14 protein-coding genes and 1 tRNA gene are annotated in these 20438 nt (G+C 41.0%); 12 read left to right on the top strand and 3 right to left on the bottom strand.

Annotation, left to right across the window (positions count from 1 at the left end):
- Positions 1-237 precede the first annotated feature (237 nt).
- From ACRWQM_RS09480 to ACRWQM_RS09470, 3 genes are all read left to right on the top strand, one after another.
- On the top strand, positions 238-837 hold the full coding sequence (locus ACRWQM_RS09480; protein ID WP_434929807.1) for a Smr/MutS family protein: 600 nt from the start codon (positions 238-240) through the stop codon (positions 835-837).
- A 418-nt stretch (positions 838-1255) separates the two neighbouring features.
- Positions 1256-1897 carry a TetR/AcrR family transcriptional regulator gene (locus ACRWQM_RS09475; protein ID WP_226409998.1) on the top strand — a complete coding sequence of 214 codons (642 nt, stop codon included), beginning with the start codon at positions 1256-1258 and terminating at the stop codon, positions 1895-1897.
- Positions 1898-1920: 23 nt separating this feature from the next.
- Positions 1921-4197, top strand: a complete 2277-nt coding sequence (locus ACRWQM_RS09470; RefSeq protein ID WP_434929806.1) for an acyl-CoA dehydrogenase — start codon at positions 1921-1923, stop codon at positions 4195-4197.
- Between the two features lie 282 nt (positions 4198-4479).
- Here ACRWQM_RS09470 and pyk read toward each other — a convergent pair whose 3' ends face one another.
- Both pyk and ACRWQM_RS09460 read right to left on the bottom strand, forming a co-directional pair.
- Complete coding sequence (gene pyk, locus ACRWQM_RS09465) at positions 4480-5919, bottom strand: pyruvate kinase (RefSeq protein ID WP_434926036.1); 1440 nt, start codon at positions 5917-5919, stop codon at positions 4480-4482.
- 320 nt (positions 5920-6239) lie between these two features.
- The gene (locus tag ACRWQM_RS09460) at positions 6240-7094 is read right to left on the bottom strand and encodes a MurR/RpiR family transcriptional regulator (RefSeq protein WP_226415929.1); all 855 of its coding nucleotides are present in this window, start codon (positions 7092-7094) and stop codon (positions 6240-6242) included.
- Between the two features lie 323 nt (positions 7095-7417).
- On the opposite strand from ACRWQM_RS09460, the gene zwf reads away from it, so the two are divergent.
- From zwf to ACRWQM_RS09440, 4 genes are read left to right on the top strand one after another with little or no spacing between them, the layout of a single operon-like run.
- A complete protein-coding gene (gene zwf / locus ACRWQM_RS09455) occupies positions 7418-8887 on the top strand; it encodes a glucose-6-phosphate dehydrogenase (protein ID WP_434926037.1) in 1470 nt (489 codons plus the stop codon).
- Between the two features lie 10 nt (positions 8888-8897).
- Positions 8898-9596, top strand: a complete 699-nt coding sequence (gene pgl, locus ACRWQM_RS09450; protein WP_434926038.1) for a 6-phosphogluconolactonase — start codon at positions 8898-8900, stop codon at positions 9594-9596.
- Between the two features lie 12 nt (positions 9597-9608).
- Positions 9609-11435, top strand: a complete 1827-nt coding sequence (edd, locus tag ACRWQM_RS09445) for a phosphogluconate dehydratase (RefSeq protein WP_434929805.1) — start codon at positions 9609-9611, stop codon at positions 11433-11435.
- A gap of 17 nt (positions 11436-11452) precedes the next feature.
- The gene (locus tag ACRWQM_RS09440) at positions 11453-12094 is read left to right on the top strand and encodes a bifunctional 4-hydroxy-2-oxoglutarate aldolase/2-dehydro-3-deoxy-phosphogluconate aldolase (protein WP_434929804.1); all 642 of its coding nucleotides are present in this window, start codon (positions 11453-11455) and stop codon (positions 12092-12094) included.
- A gap of 84 nt (positions 12095-12178) precedes the next feature.
- Here ACRWQM_RS09440 and pabB read toward each other — a convergent pair whose 3' ends face one another.
- On the bottom strand, positions 12179-13618 hold the full coding sequence (gene pabB / locus ACRWQM_RS09435) for an aminodeoxychorismate synthase component I (RefSeq protein WP_434929803.1): 1440 nt from the start codon (positions 13616-13618) through the stop codon (positions 12179-12181).
- A gap of 168 nt (positions 13619-13786) precedes the next feature.
- On the opposite strand from pabB, the gene ACRWQM_RS09430 reads away from it, so the two are divergent.
- The 5 genes from ACRWQM_RS09430 (at position 13787) to ACRWQM_RS09410 (ending at position 20405) form a co-directional block, all read left to right on the top strand.
- Positions 13787-15328 (top strand): fumarate hydratase, encoded by a 1542-nt coding sequence (locus ACRWQM_RS09430; RefSeq protein WP_434932015.1) that lies wholly within the window; start codon positions 13787-13789, stop codon positions 15326-15328.
- 127 nt (positions 15329-15455) lie between these two features.
- Positions 15456-17501, top strand: coding sequence for a prolyl oligopeptidase family serine peptidase (locus tag ACRWQM_RS09425; RefSeq protein ID WP_434926041.1), 2046 nt, complete (start codon positions 15456-15458; stop codon positions 17499-17501).
- Between the two features lie 592 nt (positions 17502-18093).
- Positions 18094-18717 carry a YchE family NAAT transporter gene (locus ACRWQM_RS09420; RefSeq protein WP_434926043.1) on the top strand — a complete coding sequence of 208 codons (624 nt, stop codon included), beginning with the start codon at positions 18094-18096 and terminating at the stop codon, positions 18715-18717.
- A 121-nt stretch (positions 18718-18838) separates the two neighbouring features.
- A tRNA-Ser gene (locus ACRWQM_RS09415) sits at positions 18839-18926 on the top strand.
- An 87-nt stretch (positions 18927-19013) separates the two neighbouring features.
- On the top strand, positions 19014-20405 hold the full coding sequence (locus tag ACRWQM_RS09410; RefSeq protein ID WP_434929802.1) for a DEAD/DEAH box helicase: 1392 nt from the start codon (positions 19014-19016) through the stop codon (positions 20403-20405).
- The last annotated feature ends 33 nt before the right edge of the window (positions 20406-20438 follow it).

Here is a 20438-nt window from a genome sequence, read left to right as displayed (position 1 = left end):
TGTTAGATGACTATAATTTTCATTTAGCATGTCATTATCTGATTTTGTATTACTGTAACAAGGCATTGAAGCCATAGTGGCAAGCAGACTGACTAGCATCATTATTAAGGGTTTCAAAAGCTTCATTAAACAGAGTTTCTCATCAAATTGATCTATTTTACAATATGGTAGGTACTATAAATTATTCTTTACCGTCGCCATAGAACATAATCATTACAAAGTGTGTAGGGAGGTAATGTGCTTAAAGATGATAAAGTGCTGTTTTTTGAAGAGATGGCTGATGTCATACCGCTCAAGGATATTAATAAAACACAATCTGTAAACTTGGCTAGCTCGTCTTCACCTACTGCGGGGCAATTAGCTAAACAAAGCGCCTTAAATGAGCATGATCTACTTACTGTTTTACCGCTCATGCCGTATCAATTTTCGAGGATCAGCCCAGACGAAATAGTCAGTCATCAGCATGATGGTATGCAGGATGCTGTCTTCAAACAATTACGTTTGGGTAAATATGATATTAAAACGATTTTAGATGTGCACGAATATAGCTTGGTCCAAGCTAGACTAAGTTTAATAAATTGTATTTTTGGTGCGTTTGAACGCGGAGAACGCAATATTCTGGTTATTCATGGTAAAGGCTATAACAGTAAGCCTTACCCAGGTTTAATGAAAAGTGCTATATGTGATTGGCTTTTCAGAATAGACCATGTTGCAGCGTTTCATAGTGCAACCCGAGACCAAGGTAGTACCGGTGCCATGTTTGTGATGCTTAAAAAGTCGTATCAAAAAAAGATTGAAAACAGTGAATTAAATCGAAAAGGCAGTGGTTTTAGATAGAGTCGGACTAAAAAATATGCCCAGATTGCCATGGCGAATTGTTCATTATGGTAGGCGAGCATATCAATGAGTGCTTTTTGCTAAGATTAACAAAGACCCATTTCAGCCATATGCATCCTTTGTTACCTGCAGTTTAAGCCCTGAGTTAACCCACTTAACATGAAGTTGTTTAAAAATAACAGCGATTACTTCCACATAAATATACACTCGTTTAAAAATCATGCTCATCAACTATTTTTATACAAAAGTTTATCTGTAGAGAACCTAGACTATTTTAAAAAATTTGTGCTTGTTACATTTGTGACTGTTTATGCTTAGTGTGAGCTATTTTGCTGCGAAAATAAGCCAAATTTAAATTGACATCTGTGCGCTCAATGATTAATTTAAACGGGTGTTTAAATTGAGAGTGGGTTAGAGGATGGCAAGTCGTACTGATACGAAAACAAGAATTCTAGATTCAGCAGAAAAACTGTTTGCTGAGAGAGGATTTTCAGAAACGTCATTGCGTTTAATCACCAGCAAAGCTGAGGTTAACTTAGCCTCAGTTAATTATCATTTTGGTTCAAAAAAAGAGTTAATTAGAGCGGTATTGGCGCGTTACCTTGATGTGTTTATGCCTGCAGCGGCAAATGAAATAAAGCGTTTACATTTAGCTCCGGAACATGCGCCACTTAATGACATTTTTTCATGTTTGATCAAACCATTATTAGAACTTAACAAGGTTAGAAATGGTGGCACAATAATATTCCTGCAATTACTCGGTCGGGGGTATATTGAAAGTCAAGGACATTTACGCTGGTTTATCACTACGCATTATGGCCAATATTTGACTACTTTTGTACAAGCTGTCACAGCAAGCGTACCGCACATTCCTCCGGTTGAAATGTTTTGGCGTTTGCACTTTACGCTTGGCACTATGGTATTCACTATGGCATCTGCCGATGCACTAAATGAAATTGCCGCCTCAGATTACGGCGAACATAACAATATTGAAGCAATTATTAGAAAAGTTATTCCCTACATGGCTGCGGGTGTTGCCGTACCAGTAATGTCCAACTAGTTAAAACTTAAGAAGGTTAAAAAATGAGTATCATCATATTGCTTGTTATCGCAATCATAGTGCTCTTCGGAGTACGAAATATCAGGATGCAATTTATTACGCGTCCAGCATTTGCGTTTTTCAAAAAAGTACTTCCTCCGTTATCTAGCACTGAGAAAGAAGCTATGGAAGCGGGTGATGTATGGTGGGAAGGTGAGCTATTTCGCGGTAAACCTGATTGGAATAAATTACATGGGTACGCTAAACCGACCTTAACTGCTGATGAACAGAGCTTTTTAGATAACCAAGTTCAAACAGCACTAACTATGATTGACGACTATGATATTGTTCATAATCGTAAAGATTTGCCTCCTGAATTATGGCAGTACTTTAAAGAAGAAGGCTTTTTCGCGCTAATTATTCCTAAAAAATATGGCGGTCGTGAGTTTTCTGCTTTTGCTAACTCCACCATAGTAGCGAAAATTGCCACACGCAGTGTTAGCGCCGCGGTGACTGTGATGGTGCCTAACTCATTAGGTCCTGGTGAGCTATTAACCCATTATGGTACTCAAGAACAGAAAGACCGTTGGTTACCGTCTTTAGCTGTAGGTAAAGATATTCCGTGTTTTGCTTTAACGGGTCCAGAGGCAGGCAGTGATGCAGGTGCTATTCCCGATATCGGTGTGGTGTGTCGTCAAGAGTTTGAAGGCGAAGAAACTTTAGGTCTTAGTTTAACCTGGAACAAGCGTTATATTACCTTAGCACCAGTTGCGACTGTGTTAGGTTTAGCATTCCAAATGCACGATCCTGATAAATTATTGGGCGACAAGAAAAACCTTGGTATTACCTGTGCCCTTATTCCAACTAACCATCAAGGTGTTGAAATTGGACGTCGTCATAATCCATTAATGATGGCCTTTATGAACGGTACCACAAGTGGTAAAGATGTATTTATCCCATTAGATTGGATTATTGGTGGTCCACAATATGCGGGTAAAGGTTGGAGAATGTTAGTTGAATGTCTTTCTGCTGGTCGTGGCATTTCCTTACCTGCACTGGCAACAGCCTCTGGTCACATCGCCACAAAAACTACCACTGCTTATAGCTATGTTCGTCAGCAATTTGGCATGCCAATTGGTAACTTTGAAGGCGTTCAAGAAGCTTTAGCGCGAATCATTGCTAATACATACCAATTAGAAGCCGCGCGTCAATTAACCACTACGGGTATTGATGCTAACGTTAAGCCGTCGGTCGTTACCGCAATTGCTAAATATCACATGACAGAGTTAGGTCGTGATGTATTAGAAGATGCAATGGACATTCAGTCTGGTAAAGGTATCCAGCTAGGACCTAAAAACTATTTAGGTCATGCGTTTATGGCAAATCCTATCTCAATTACCGTTGAGGGCGCTAATATTTTAACTCGCTCATTGATGATTTTTGGACAAGGTGCGACCCGATGTCATCCTTATGTGCTTGCAGAAATGGAAGCGGCAGGAATGGAAGATGAAACCGCAGCAGTAGATCGTTTCGATCAACTACTTTTAGGCCACATTGGTTATGCCACTCGTAATGCACTGAGTTCATTTGCTAATGCACTCACGGGCAGCAGATTCTCATCTTCACCTGTGAGTGGACCAACCCAGAAGTATTATCGTGATATGAATCGTATATCGTCTTCTTTAGCAATTATGACTGATTTATCTATGTTAATAATGGGCGGTGATCTTAAGCGTAAAGAAATGATTTCTGCCCGTATGGGGGATGTGTTAAGTCAGCTTTATTTAGCTTCTGCAACATTAAAGTTCTATGAGGACAATGGCCGTCAACAAGACGATTTACCAAGTGTTCATTATGTAATGACAGAGCGTTTACAACTTGCAGCAAAAGCATTAGAAGATGCTATCCGTAACTTCCCTAGCAAAATTGCTGGTGTGCTATTACGGGTTCTTATCTTCCCATTAGGCAACCACTTCAATGCACCAAGTGATAAAGCCGCTGTTGAACTGGTAAAAGCTATGCTTAAACCTAGTCCTGCGCGTGACAGGATTACATTCCTATGTGGCGAGTTTGAAGGTGATACCAGCGGAGTGGCTGAAGTTGAAGATGCGTTTCTTGCCAAATATGCAGCAAGAGATCTTTACAAGAAACTTAAAAAAGCCCAACGTAGTGGTCATATTAAATCTAAGCTACCTATGCTTGAGTTATTCGATGTAGCGTTAGAGAAAGATATTATTACTGAAGCTGAGTTCGAGCAGTTACGTGAAGCGGATAAAAAACGTCTAACTGCCATCAATGTAAATGACTTTGAAAAGCTATAATGACTTAACCTAGCTTAAAATGAAAACGCTGACATTGTTCAGCGTTTTTTTTTGGAATCTTTTGATGGTAGATGAGGGCGGCTATAAGTGTGACTTTAGCCAAGAAGGCTCAAAGTAAGATATGACTAAAACTGGATAGAGTCTAGCAATGACCAGGTTCACAATATTGATTAAACGCGTTTTGAGGATGCAAATGCTGTTCAATAAACCACAGATGCAAAAACGCCAATCATAAGATTGGCGTTTTCAATAACCTTGCTAACTTTTACTTAAGTTTAGCTATTAAGCTACGACTAACACTTTACACGTGTTAGTGCCGCCTATTGTTTCCATAGCATCGCCTTTAGTCATTAATACCATGTCGCCGCTATTTAAATAACCCGCTGCAACCATAGTGTTTAATGCTTCACGGGCTAATTCATCAGCGCTGTAAGCCGTTGAATCAAAATACATAGGTTGTACACCACGGTATAATGCCATTGTTGCTAAGGTTTTCTGATGACGAGAAAGGGCAAATATTGGCAATGCAGAGCTAATGCGAGACATTAATTTTGCAGTTGCACCAGACTCTGTTAATGAAATAATTGCTTTTACACCTTCAAGGTGGTTTGCTGCATACATAGTAGACAGTGCAATTGTTTCTTCAATAGAGGTAAAGTTTTGCTCTAAGCGATGCTTAGACACCATCACACTTGGGTGTGATTCTGCACCAATACATACATTGGCCATGGCTCTAACGGTTTCTTCTGGGAAGTCACCTGCAGCAGTTTCAGCTGACAACATCACAGCATCAGTACCATCAAGCACAGCGTTTGCTACGTCCATCACTTCTGCACGGGTAGGCATTGGGCTAGAAATCATTGATTCCATCATTTGAGTTGCAGTAATAACCGCTTTATTCAATTGACGTGAACGCTGAATTAAGCGTTTTTGAACCGCAACTAGTGCAGCATCACCAATTTCCACACCTAAGTCACCACGGGCAACCATGACAACATCTGATGCTCTAATTACATCATCCATTGCTTCGTCAGTTGCAACAGCTTCTGCACGCTCAACTTTAGCAACAATAAGCGCATGACTACCGGCTTCAACAGCCAGTTTACGGGCTAGATCTAAATCTGCACCAGTACGTGGGAAGGACACAGCCAAATAGTCAACATTGATTAAAGCAGCTGTTTTGATGTCAGCCATATCCTTTTCTGTCAATGCTGGCGCAGTTAACCCACCGCCTTTTTTGTTGATACCTTTATTGTTTGATAAAGGACCCGCTACGGTAACAGTGGTGAAAACTTTATTGCCTTCAACGCTGTCTACACGTAACTGAACACGACCATCGTCCAGCATTAAGATATCGCCAATCACAACATCTCTTGGTAACTCTTTATAGTCGATACCTACTTGGTTATGATCGCCTTCACCTTTGCCTAAATCAGCATCAAGAATAAACTTGTCGCCTAAGTTCAGCTTAATCTTCATGTTGTCTTTAAAGGTAGAAACACGAATTTTTGGGCCTTGTAAGTCGCCTAAAATTGCCACGTGTAAACCTAACTCTTTGGCAATTGCGCGAACATCATTGGCGCGTTTTAGGTGGTCTTCAGCTGAACCGTGTGAAAAGTTCATCCGAACCACATTGGCACCCGCTATAATAATTTTACGTAAATTATCATCGCGATCAGTTGCTGGGCCTAAAGTTGTAACGATTTTTGTTCTGCGGAACATGACATACTCCGTTATATAAAAGGAAAGTTTTAAAATTTTAAAGTTGTTGTAAAAAATTTGGTTATTAAAAGTACGCTAAAACTGGGTACTAAAAATGATGTATATATAGTAACAGACATTCTTTTAAAATGTAGTAAAGTTACCAACAAATAGTTAGTGTTTAATGCGTGTTTTTTGTGACAGATAAATCATTTTTAGCAAAAAAAAGGCTAAAAGACACCAGTCTTTAGCCTTTTAGTCAATATCATCACAGCTAAAGTTAGATATTGTTAATCAATGATTTTGTCGTAAGTCACATTCACAATAAGCGTAAACACGGCTTAAATGGTCATATCTCGGTTCACACGAGACTCTTTTAGTACTTCTTTTACACGTTTTAAGTTATCGCGAAAACGAGGGCCACGGCGCAATGTAAAGCCTGTGGCAAGTACGTCTATAGTGACCAACTGAGCTAAGCGAGAAGCCATGGGTAAGTATAAATCAGTGTCTTCTGGTACTTCCATGGTTACAGGAAGCGTGCATTCCAGAGAAAGAGGCGAGTTACGGGCTGTAATACCAATAACCGCAGCGCCATTTTCTCGGGCAATACGGGCTATTTCTATTAGTGATTTGGTGCGTCCAGTATGTGAAATAAGTACCACAACATCGCCTTCATTGCAGTTGATGCAGCTCATGCGTTGCATAAGCACATCATCAAAGCAGATAACAGGCACATTAAAACGGAAGAACTTATTTTGGGCGTCATGCGCTACTGATGCTGATGCGCCTAAGCCAAAAAATGAGATTGTTTTTGCTTGAGTTAAGATATCAACGGCTTTATTTATTGCTGCTATGTCTAAGCTTTGACGGGCGGTATCAAGCGATGCCATTGAAGATTCGAATATTTTTGTTGTATAAGATTCAGGCGTATCATCTTCTTCAACATGGCGGCTAACATAAGGTGTGCCATTAGCAAGACTTTGAGCCAAATGTAACTTAAAATCAGGGAAGCCTTTAGTGTCTAAACGGCGGCAGAAGCGATTAACCGTAGGTTCGCTGACATCGGCCATCTTTGCTAAAGTAGCAATACTGGAATGGATAGCGGTTTGCGGCGAAGCCAAAATGACTTCGGCGACCTTGCGCTCTGACTTACTAAATTTCGCAAGGTTGTTTTGAACCTTTTCAAGTGTATTCATAATCATGCATCCGCCGATATTGGGTAACGTAATTTTAAATCAGAAGTTCTTTTTATAGAGGAAATTAAGTTATTTTTTTACCTCTGAAAGTCAATTGTAGTAAATTTTCAATTGTTCTGGAATTGACAAAACTTCTGTTACTGTCTGTGAGTGAAGAAAATCATAGCAGATAACGTATCAAAATGACTATATAGCTATCAAGAGATTAATTGCAAAATATAGATGCATAAATCAAATTCTGTTGTTATATTACAACAAAAGTGTGTTTTTATTCATCGTTTAGAACGATTCAAACACAAAATAATAAAGGAGAGCTGTCAGCAATGGGCAAATCATCAAGTGCGAAGGCGTGTGATTTTGTATTGTTTGGAACCAAAGGGGACCTAGCAAGACGTAAACTATTACCTTCTCTGTACCAATTAGATAAAGCTGAGTTATTAGACAAGGACACCAAAGTTATCGGTGTTGCTAAAGATGCCTTTACTCAGGAACAATTCGTCGAGCTTGTCACCAAGGCGTTAAATACTTTTGTAAAGGATGAGATTTGTCCTGAGACACTTGAGCGTTTCTTAGCCCGTTGTCATTACATTGGCACTAACTTTACCGAGCCTGAAGGTTATGCGGCATTTCATGACTTATTAGAGCCGACAAAACGAGTGATGGTAAATTACTTTGCCACACCGCCTTCCATATTCGGTGCTATTTGTCGTTGCCTTAATGAGCAAAAATTGATCCATTCAGACACCCGAGTGGTGTTAGAGAAACCGATTGGCACTGACTTAGAATCATCTCATGTTATTAATGATCAAGTTGCCGAGTTTTTTAATGAAAACCAGGTTTACCGTATAGACCATTATTTAGGCAAAGAGACGGTGCAAAATTTGATTGCGCTGCGTTTTGCGAATTCATTATTTTCGTCTAAGTGGGACAACCGTACCATTGATCATGTACAGATCACCGTGGCTGAAGAAGTAGGTATTGAGGGGCGTTGGGGATATTTTGATGGCGCAGGGCAAATGCGCGATATGATCCAAAACCATTTATTGCAGGTGTTAACGCTTGTGGCAATGGACCCACCAGTAAACTTAGATGCTGACAGCATTCGCGATGAAAAAGTGAAAGTGCTTAAATCTCTGCGACCAATTAATCAAGACAACGTTTATGAAAATACCGTACGTGGTCAATACAGTGCAGGCTTTTTGAAAGGATCTCCAGTTCCGGGTTATTTGGAAGAAGAAGATGCTAATCAGAAATCTAACACAGAAACATTTGTGGCATTACGTGTTGATATTGATAACTGGCGTTGGGCTGGCGTGCCGTTCTATTTACGTAGTGGTAAGCGTATGCCGTTCAAAAGCAGTGAAATTGTAGTTTATTTCAAAAACCCGCCGCATAACCTGTACCGTGCAAGCTACCGCAACCTGCCACCTAACAAACTGACTATTCGTTTACAACCCCATGAAGGGGTTGAGATTCAAATGATGAATAAAGTCCCAGGTCTAGAACAAAAGCAACGTTTGCAAACGACTAAGTTAGATTTGAGTTTCTCAGACACCTTTAAAAATGACCGTATTGCCGATGCTTATGAGCGTTTATTACTTGAAGCAATGTTAGGCAATCAAGCGCTATTTGTGCGCCGTGATGAAGTGGAGCAAGCTTGGAAGTGGGTAGACGGTATTATTCAATCTTGGGAACAAAGCGGGGAGCGTCCTAAATCCTATCCAGCTGGCACATGGGGGCCGGTTGCATCGGTTGCCTTGATCACTAAAGACGGTCGTTCTTGGGATGAATAAGGAAACTAACATGATTAAAGAAAGCGTATTTAAATCATTCGATACACCTGCCAGCCTTGAATCGGCCTTAGCAGATAAAATTGCCAATCAATTGCAAGATGCGATTGATAATCGCGGTAAAGCTAGCTTGGTTGTATCCGGTGGCTCTACGCCATTAAAATTATTTCAACTGCTTAGCCATAAAACCTTAGAGTGGAGTGAAGTTTATATCACTCTTGCTGATGAGCGTTGGGTAGAAGCTGATGAAAAAGATTCAAATGAGCGTTTAGTGCGTGAGCATTTACTGCAAAATCGCGCCGCTAGCGCTAAATTTCGTGGCTTAAAGAATATGTTTGCTAGTCCTGAAGCTGGTGCGGCAATGGCCGGGGAGTCATTAGCGAATTTCCCGCGTCCATTTGACGTGGTCATTTTAGGTATGGGCACTGATGGACATACCTGTTCATGGTTCCCGTGTAGTAAAGAATTAGATAACGCATTAACTACCAAAGAGGTGTGCGCCGCGGTTAATCCGACTACGGCGCCTCATGCCAGAATTACCTTATCTAAAGATGCCATTTTAAACAGCCGTCAGATTTATTTACATCTGGTTGGTGAAGCAAAATTAACCGTTTATCATCAGGCTCTTGAGAATGATGATGTAACAAAAATGCCCATTAGAGCCGTTTTAGCGCAGCATAAAACGCCCGTTGACGTGTTCTACAGCGCATAAAGGAGTTGTCACATGCACTCAGTTGTCCAGTCGGTTACTGACAGAATTATTGAACGTAGTAAAAATTCACGCAAAGGCTATTTAGCAGCCCTTGAAGATGCTAAAGCCAAAGGGGTTCACCGGAGCGCGCTAAGCTGTGGCAACTTAGCCCATGGTTTTGCGGCTTGTAAGCCCGCAGACAAAGATGCATTACGTCAATTAACGAAGGCTAACATTGGTATTGTTACCTCGTTTAACGACATGCTTTCCGCACATCAGCCCTATGAAGATTACCCAAAGCTGTTAAAGCAAGCGTGTGAAGAGGTTGGCAGTGTTGCGCAGGTTGCTGCGGGCGTTCCAGCAATGTGTGATGGCGTGACCCAAGGTCAGCCTGGCATGGAATTAAGTTTGTTGAGTCGTGAAGTCATTGCGATGGCAACAGCGGTAGGCTTGTCACACAACATGTTTGATGGTGCTTTATTACTGGGTATTTGTGACAAAATTGTCCCAGGCTTACTTATTGGTGCACTAAGTTTTGGTCACTTGCCGATGATGTTTGTGCCAGCAGGCCCAATGAAGTCTGGTATTCCGAACAAAGAGAAAGCTCGAATTCGCCAAAAGTTTGCCCAAGGTCTGATTGGCCGTGAAGAGTTATTAGCCGCTGAATCAGCATCGTACCATAGTGCGGGCACCTGTACTTTTTATGGTACGGCTAACTCTAACCAGTTAATGCTTGAAATTATGGGCTTACAGTTACCTGGTTCATCTTTCGTTAACCCAGATGATCCGCTTCGCGAAGCACTAAACAAAATGGCGGCTAAGCAAGTATGTCGTTTAACAGAAATGGGTACCCAGTACACCCCAATTGGTGAAGTGGTTTGTGAAAAATCTGTAGTGAACGGTATCGTTGGCATTCTTGCAACTGGTGGTTCAACTAACTTGACCATGCACATTGTTGCCGCGGCTCGCGCTGCCGGCATTATTGTTAACTGGGATGACTTCTCAGATTTATCTGATGCAGTTCCTCTATTGGCACGTGTTTATCCAAATGGTCATGCTGATATCAACCACTTCCATGCTGCAGGCGGAATGGCCCTACTAGTCAAAGAATTACTGGATGGTGGATTATTGCATGAAGATGTCAATACTGTTGCCGGTTTCGGCTTGCGTAAATATACCCAAGAGCCAAAACTTATTGACGGTCAATTGCTTTGGGTTGATGGTATTTCTGAATCATTAGATAAAGAAGTATTAACTCACTTAGCAACACCTTTCCAGCCAAATGGTGGTCTTAAATTACTAAAAGGTAATTTGGGCCGTGCAGTGATCAAAGTCTCTGCTGTACCAGACAAAAATCGTATTATTGAAGGTCCTGCGATTGTGATTAACGATCAAAATGACATAGATGCCTTATTCAAAGCCGGTGCGTTAGACCGAGATTGTGTAGTGGTAGTCAAAGGTCAAGGCCCTAAAGCCAATGGTATGCCAGAACTACATAAGCTAACTCCATTCCTTGGTAGCTTGCAAGATAAAGGCTTTAAAGTGGCATTAGTCACTGACGGTCGTATGTCTGGAGCATCAGGCAAAGTGCCTGCCGCGATACATTTAACACCAGAAGCCCTTGATGGCGGCATGATTGCCAAAGTTCAAGATGGTGATTTGATCCGTGTTAATGCCAATACTGGTGAGCTGACATTATTGGTTGATGAAGCTGTGCTTAATGCACGTAAATCAAGCGTGGTTGATTTACACCATTCAAGTTATGGCATGGGTCGCGAATTGTTTGGCGCGTTACGCCGCACATTAAGCAGCCCTGAAACCGGTGCAAGAAGCACCAGTGCGATTGACGAAATTTACTAATTAAGGAAAAGTAACGAATGTCTGATAATAACTGGTCACTTCAACCACAAGATGTTTTTAAGCGTAGCCCTATTGTACCTGTGATGGTTATCAATAAAATTGAACATGCTGTGCCTTTAGCAAGAGCGCTTGTAGCGGGTGGTATTAGTGTTTTAGAAGTGACTTTACGCACCCCTTGTGCACTTGAAGCGATAGCTAAAATTGCTAAAGAAGTCCCTGAAGCCTTAATCGGTGCTGGCACTATTTTAAATGAAGCCCAATTAAAGCAAGCGGTTGATGCTGGGTCTCAGTTTATTATTACCCCTGGTGCAACAGTTGATTTACTTAAAGCGGCTAAAAAAGGCAAAGTGCCATTAATTCCTGGTGTGGCGAGTATTTCTGAGGTGATGGTGGGGATGGAATTGGGATACACTCATTTTAAATTCTTTCCAGCTGAAGCTTCAGGCGGGGTGAATGCACTTAAGTCATTCTCTGGCCCTTTAGCCAATATTCGTTTTTGTCCTACGGGCGGAATTAGTCTTGCCACTTATAAAGATTACTTAGCATTAAGTAATGTTGACTGTATTGGTGGCAGTTGGATAGCACCAACAGATGCGGTTGACTCTGAAGATTGGGCGCGTATTACCCTGCTTTGTAAAGAAGCACTAAACGGTCTATAAACGGTTTAGTAAATTAAAAGCCAGCAATCATTTGCTGGCTTTTTTGTGTTCAACGTTAAGCGTAGAACCCTGTTTTAGTTATTTTCAAACTTTAAGCAAGGGCAATATTTTGCTGACTTTGTCAAAACACTCTTGATATTCTGCTTCGGCATTTGAGTCTGCCACCACGCCGCCGCCAGCCCAACAGTAAATACGATTATTTTCAGTGACTAATGTTCTAATGGTAATGCTGGTGTCCATAGTGCCGTCTTGACTAATATAACCAATACTGCCGCAATACATACTGCGTCTTGAGGGCTCTAATTCCTCAATAATTTCCATTGCACGTATTTTGGGTGCACCGGTAATCGACCCACCAGGGAAACATGCCTTTAATAAATCTGTTGCGCTGTAAGCTAATGATAACGTTGCTGTAACCGTGCTGACTAAATGATGCACTGCTGGAAAGCTTTCAATAGCAAATAGCTGCGGTACAGCAACACTGCCAGGTGCTGCCACTTTGCCAATATCATTACGCAGTAAATCGACTATCATGACATTTTCGGCGCGATCTTTTTCAGATAACTGTAATTTAATCGCTTGCTGTTTATCTAAAGCAGCATCATTGATTCTGGGTAATGTGCCTTTAATGGGCTTGGTTTGAATGCTATTACCGTGCAATTGTATGAATCGCTCTGGTGAAATAGACAATATGGTATGGTTAGGTAAACGTATAAATGCCGAGAAGGGCGCTTTATTCGCCTGAGTTAACAGGCAATATGCTTGCCATTCATTACCTTTATAGTCAGCTTCAAATCTTTGGGTCAAATTAATTTGATAGCAATCACCACTTAATAAATACTCCTGTACTCGATTAAAGTGGCTCAAATAGGTTTGTTTACTCGTTTGATTATGCCAATCAGAGGTCAGTGAAAATGTTGGTGCTGATGAGGTTGATGATTTAGCCAGCATCAGATTTTCAATGATATTAACAATTGAGTTTAATTGGGTTGTGCCATCATAGCTTATATGCAGCCAAGATTTTTTGGCGTAATCATAAATTAAACACTGATCATAAAAGCCAATACTGAGCTCATTAAAATCGATATCTTTAGCGGCTTTTTTAATGATGTGTTCCACTGAGCGGCCAAGATCATAGCTCAATGCTCCCATAGCGCCACCACTGAATGGATAAATACTAGGGTGTTTTATCGGATATAAATGCGCTAAGCAATATTTTAAGGCGTCAAATGGGCTGAGGGTAGGTGACAACAAATACTCTTGTATATCGTCAAATAGAGTCGATGAAGAGTGTTCATTATCAACTGTTAATTTGGGCTCAAAACAAAGTACGTTATTATGACTGGTAAGCGTTGCAATCGGGTTGAATACGATAATATCGAAACGGGCGTCCTGATGCGTAGCATTTGCAGAATCGAGAAACATTGACCAAGGAAGATGACTGACTAATTCAAATAAAGACTGGCTAGAATAAGTCCAAGTTAATGGCATAATCGTTAATGCATTGTCACCACGCGGTTTCATCAATTACCCTTAAATAAAATGTGCTGTAGCTCAAAAAGGATGGAAAGAGTATCATATTGGCCATCAAAGAATTATACCAAACCCTAAAATAACGTTGATTTAATCAACTTTACATAAAAACGATAAATAAGTTAGGCCGCATGGCTGCTGGAGCGCCCCATTATGTCTATGAACACCCACACTTCCTCTTCACCTGTTACTATTAAACAGGCTGATTTTATTGAAAGTATTGAAGATTCTCTACAGTATATTTCTTACTACCATCCTAAAGATTTTGTTGATGCTATGTATGCTGCCTATCAGCGCGAACAAAGTGTTGCGGCAAAAGATGCTATCGCACAAATCTTAATTAACTCACGTATGTCAGCAGAGGGTAAACGTCCACTTTGTCAAGATACCGGTATTGTGACTACATTTGTTAAAATTGGTATGAATGTTAGTTGGGATAAAACTGACATGACAGTACAGGAAATGGTCGATGAAGGTGTACGCCGTGCCTACACCAATCCTGACAATCCATTACGTGCCTCAATTGTGGCAGACCCAGCAGGTGCGCGTAAAAATACCAAAGACAACACGCCATCCGTTGTGCATATTGATATGGTTGCGGGCAATCATGTAGAAGTAATGATTGCGGCTAAAGGCGGTGGATCAGAAAATAAATCTAAAATGGCGATGTTAAACCCATCTGATGATATAGCAGCTTGGGTAGAGAAAACCTTGCCTACAATGGGCGCGGGTTGGTGTCCACCGGGTATGTTAGGAATAGGTATTGGCGGCACCGCTGAAAAAGCTGCGGTAATGGCAAAAGAGTCATTAATGGATCCGGTTGATATTCATGAGTTGATCGCTAAAGGCGCTGAAACAACTGAAGAAAAACTGCGTTTAGATATTTTTGAACGTGCTAACAACCTAGGTATAGGTGCGCAAGGTTTAGGCGGACTCACTACCGTTTTAGACATCAAAATTAAATCAGCGCCAACCCATGCAGCGTCTAAGCCTGTTGTGATGATCCCCAATTGTGCGGCAACGCGCCATGTGCATTTTCATTTAGATGGTACCGGTCCTGCTGATTTAGTGCCTCCATCACTTGCAGATTGGCCAGAAATTACCCGTGAAGCGGGTGAGAATACCCATAGAGTTAATCTAGACAATATCACTCAAGTAGAAATTGAAACCTGGAAGAGCGGTGACACGTTATTACTTAACGGTAAAATGCTCACAGGTCGTGATGCGGCGCACAAGCGTATTCAAACCCTATTAGATTCAGGCGAAGGCTTACCGGCTGGAGTCGACTTTAAAGGTAAATTTATTTACTACGTTGGCCCAGTTGACCCTGTTGGTAATGAAGTGGTTGGCCCAGCAGGACCAACAACCGCAACGCGTATGGATAAATTCACCGACATGATGCTTGAAAAAACCGGACTAATGGGCATGATTGGTAAATCTGAACGTGGACCAGAAACCGTTGCCTCGATTAAGAAGCATAAAGCCGTTTATTTGATGGCTGTGGGCGGTGCGGCTTACTTAGTGTCAAAAGCGATTAAAAAAATCTCGGTGGTTGCCTTTGAAGAACTTGGCATGGAAGCAATATACGAGTTTGAAGTGCAAGATATGCCTGTAACGGTAGCAGTTGATTCTAATGGGGTGAATGCCCATGAAACCGGCCCTGCTATTTGGAAAATTAATATTGCCAATAGTAAAGCTTAATTTAAGCTTGTCACTGTAAAGTAATGTGACTTAAACGCTCAAGAGTCTTTATTGTTTAAGGCTTGCTTGAGCGTTTTGCTTTCGGTAATCTGCCAATAAATAACCATAACAAGAGATAATCAATAACATGAAAACTTCTTCAGTGCTTTTGGCATTGGTTGCCGCAGGAATGGCAACATCAGTGTATTCAGCGGAACCTTTTACAGTTCAGCACTTAGTTAATATGAATAAACTTCATTCATATGCGGTATCAAATGACGGTAACACCTTAGTTTATGGCGTTAAAGTGATTGATGATCAAGGTGAAGCAAGTTCAGATCTTTATTCATTGGATTTAAGCAATAAAACCGCGACACCAAAGCAACTCACGTCTGCGTCAGGTACTGAACATGACGTGAGTTTTTCTGCTGACAGTAAAAGTATTTATTTTTTAGCCGACCGAAATGGCACTAGTCAGCTATATCATTTACCGCTTAATGGCGGCGAAGCTTTGCAGGTGAGTGATCTACCCCTTGATGTAAACGGCTATAAATTGTCTCAAGACGGCCAGCAAGTCGTCATGACCCTGCGTGTTTTTCCAGACTGTAAAGACCTAGTGTGCTCGAAAGAAAAATTTGCCGCTGAGAAAGAACGAAAAACAACCGGTCGTGAATACAAGCAGCTTATGGTGCGTCATTGGGATACATGGGAAGATCATGCGCGCAATCACTTATTTGTAGCCAACCTTAACGGCACTAAAATTACTGATGCCATTAACGTTACCCAAGGACGTGACACTGAAACACCACCAAAGCCATTTTCAGGTATGGAAGAAGTGACATTTACACCTGATGGCAAATTTATCGTATACAGTGCCAAGGCGCCGAGTAAGGATCAATCTTGGACAACTAACTACGATTTATGGCAAGTCCCTGTAGCTGGCGGTGAAACAGTTAATTTAACTGAAGCCAATAAGGCTTGGGATGCTCAACCGACTTATTCCGCTGATGGCCGTTATATGGCGTATCTAGCGATGACCAAACCTGGCTTTGAAGCTGACCGCTATCGCTTAATGTTACTGGATACGGTAACAGGGCAAGAAAAAGAAGTCGCCCCGTTATGGGATAGAAGTCCAAGTTCAATCAACTTCAGTCAAGATGGTCGTACGCTTTATGTCACTGCCCAAGATGTTGGTCAGGTCTCAATATTTGAAGTTAATCCGCAGTTTGGCGATGTACGTCCAATATATAACGATGGCAGCAACAGTATTGTTGCGGTAACAAATAACAAGATTATTTTTAAAAATGCATCATTAGTTGAACCAGGCGATTTGTACACCATCAGTTTAGAAGGTGAGAATTTAAAGCGTTTAACTCAAATTAACAAAGATAAGCTGGCTAATATTAAGTTTGGTGAGTTTGAACAGTTTAAGTTTAAAGGCTGGAATGATGAAACCGTTCATGGTTACTGGATAAAACCTTCAAATTATAAAGAAGGTGAAAAATATCCAATAGCATATTTAGTCCACGGCGGCCCACAGGGATCATTTGGCAATTCATTCAGTGGTCGTTGGAATGCTCAGTTATGGGCTGGCGCTGGTTATGGTGTTGTTATGGTTGATTTCCATGGTTCTACTGGTTATGGCCAAGCTTTTACCGACTCAATTAGTCAAGATTGGGGCGGAAAGCCGTTAGAAGATTTGAAAAAAGGTATGGCTGCAGTAACTGAGCAACAACCTTGGTTAGATGCCAACAATGCCTGTGCGTTAGGTGGTTCATATGGTGGTTATATGATGAACTGGTTCCAAGGACATTGGAATGACGGCTTTAAGTGTTTGATAAACCACGCTGGTTTATTTGATATGCGCTCTATGTATTATGTGACAGAAGAGCTGTGGTTCCCAGAATATGAATTTGGTGGAACCTATCACGATAACAAAGATCTGTATGAGAAGTTTAACCCAGTTAACTACGTTGAAAACTGGAAAACACCTATGTTAGTTATTCACGGTGAAAAAGACTTCCGTGTGCCTTATGGCCAAGGTTTAGCTGCATTTAGCTTTATGCAACGTAAAGGCATTCCATCTGAATTGTTAATGTTCCCAGATGAAAATCATTGGATCTTAAATCAAGATAATTTACAGCAATGGTATAAGAATGTTTTCAGCTGGATGGATCGCTGGACAGCAAAATAAATTGAGATGATTTGAAATAAGATGTGGTGTCAGCAGTGGCACCACATTTTTTTATGCTTTAAAAAATGATGCAGATTTTTTCTGAGCATTCGCCAACTCAGCAGCGTCAGATTCTCTGTCTTGGTGTGGCTTTATTATCCATAAAAAATAGGTCATTCTTCTTCGCGAACTACTGAATTTACGACTATTATTCTTTTGGCAAACTTTATTGCGCAGCGCCATAAAAATCCTTATGAATATTGCAATTAAGCAGAAATCTTTTTAATGTAAAACATTGTACATTAATGTCGATTTCAAAGCACATTACTAGTGAGGTATTTAGGGTGAATTACATTAAAGTGTCATTTTATGACTAAATAAGCCTCAGAAATAACATGGCTAGTGTTTAATTGGTGATGATTGCCCATATGTGGTTGCTTAGTTACAATAACGTACCTAATTAAGGATTATTAAGTGATATCAATAAAACTAATGAAAAACTTGTTATTTTATAGAAATATCACTTCTATAAACTGACAACTTACATTAGAGTAGCGCTCCTTTTTTATGTGCTTTAAAAACAATCTATTTAGAGGGTATCTCATTGGATTACATGCTTTACATAAAGTTCTTTTTAGGGCTTTTAGCGATTATTAACCCTGTTGGTTTACTGCCAGTTTTTGTCAGTTTAACCAGCCATCAGACAGACCTAGAGCGAAGACACACTAACAGAGTGGCTAACTTTGCCGTAGTGGTTATCTTATTTGTCACTATTATCGCAGGTCAGCATATTTTGAACATGTTCAGTATTTCACTGTCAGCGTTTAGGATTGCTGGCGGTAGTTTGATCTGTATTATCGCGATGTCGATGCTGCAAGGTAAAATCAGTGAAGTTAAACGAAACCAGGAGGAAGATCGTGAGTCTTCGGGTATGGAGTCGGTTGCGGTTGTGCCATTAGCACTGCCTTTAATGGCCGGTCCTGGTGCGATTAGTTCGGTTATCGTATTTGCTGCAGAACATAACACCTTAATCGATTTTGTCGGTATGTTTAGTACAGTGTTGTTATTTGGCCTACTCAGTTGGTCTTTGTTTAACATGGCTCCGGCCATTTTTAAACTATTGGGCAAAACCGGTATTAACGTGATCACGCGTTTGATGGGTTTATTAATGTTATCTTTAGGTATCGAAGTCATCGCTGCGGGTGTTAAAGGTTTGTTCCCTCAACTTATGGGCTAAATGCTTAATGTTGCACAGCAATTGTGCAAACGCTAACCGGGTTGGCTTTTTAGCTTGACCCACCATCCCCATTTGCGTAAAGTAGCGGCCGCAGAGTGATTGACTCTTTAAACAATCTTAAGGTGACGTGTCCGAGTGGCTGAAGGAGCACGCCTGGAAAGTGTGTAAAGGGCAACCTTTCGAGAGTTCGAATCTCTCCGTCACCGCCATATTCTAAAAGAAAGACGTCTTCGGACGTCTTTTTTGTTTATAATGACTTCTAATCCTTGCCAATCACCTTGTTTGAGCACCTTTCTATGACATTTTTATCCCTTGGGTTACATCCCACTATTATCGATAACCTAGCTACATTAGGTTATGAGACACCGACCGCGATTCAACAAAAAGCGATCCCTGAAATCCTAAATGGAAAAAATGTTATTGCGGCGGCACAAACCGGTACGGGTAAAACCGCCAGTTTCGTATTGCCGATTTTAGATAAATTGGCCAAAGGCGAAACAGGGCGCAAAAAAAGAATGCGTGCGCTGATATTAGCGCCAACCCGTGAGCTAGTATCCCAAGTGCATCAAAATATTGAACGTTATGCGCAAGGTTTGTCGCTACGTTCTATGGCAATGTATGGTGGCATTGACAGTAAAGAGCAGAAAGCAGCATTGTTAGACGGTGTTGACATTGTGGTGGCTACACCTGGTCGATTATTAGACTTGTATACTCAACGCGCATTACACTTTGATGAAATCGAAGTGTTAGTCCTTGATGAAGCTGATCGTATGCTCGATATGGGCTTTATTGAAGATATTAATAAGATTCTGGCGAAGCTGCCAGAGGACAGACAAAACTTATTATTTTCAGCCACACTGTCAAATCAAGTCAGAGTACTAGCAAAAACTGCGGTACGTAATGCCGTTGAAATAACCTTGAATAAACAAGTGGCAACTAAGCCTAAAATTGAGCAATGGTTGACCACGGTTGATAAAGATAAAAAGTCGGCATTATTAAGTCACTTGATACAACAACAGCAATGGCCACAAGCGCTGATCTTTATTGAAACTAAACAAGGTGCAGCAAAGCTTGTAAGTCAACTTGCTAAGCGTGACATAATTGCTGAATGTATTCACGGCGGACGCAGTCAAGTTGTGCGCGAACAACTGCTTGCTGACTTTAAACAAGGCAATATTCAATATCTTGTCGCTACGGGAGTCGCTGCGCGCGGTATTGATATTGATGATTTACCGGTTGTAGTGAACTATGATTTACCTTTTCCTGCTGACGATTATATTCATCGTATTGGGCGAACAGGCCGAGCCGGCGCAAGTGGCTTAGCGATTTCGTTAGTATCGAACGATGACTTTAAAAATCTGTGTATGATTGAAAGCCGAATGGGTGAGCTAATTGAACGTAGAGTAATAGAAGGTTTTGAGCCGAAAAGGCCTATACCTATTTCAGTCTTAAACTTTGTTCCCCAAGCTCGACATCTAGCAAACAAAGATAAAGCACCTCAAGTGAGCTTATCTTTAAATAAAGGTAAGGAGACTGCAAGAGGCCGCTCTGCACCTAATTTTAGTGGCGAGACTCGAAGCGGTGAGCAAACGGCTAAACATCAACATTCATCGTCATCAAGAACTGACACTTCCAGTCGCGCTGATAAGCCGTTACCGTTAAATCCATGGGGTTTACCAAAAGGTTAAGCTTAACAACGAAAACGTTTAAATATTCAAGAC

It is taken from the genome of Shewanella sp. HL-SH5 (genome assembly GCF_051163755.1).
Lineage (GTDB): Bacteria > Pseudomonadota > Gammaproteobacteria > Enterobacterales > Shewanellaceae > Shewanella > Shewanella glacialimarina.
This window is presented reverse-complemented; position numbering and strand designations above follow the sequence as displayed.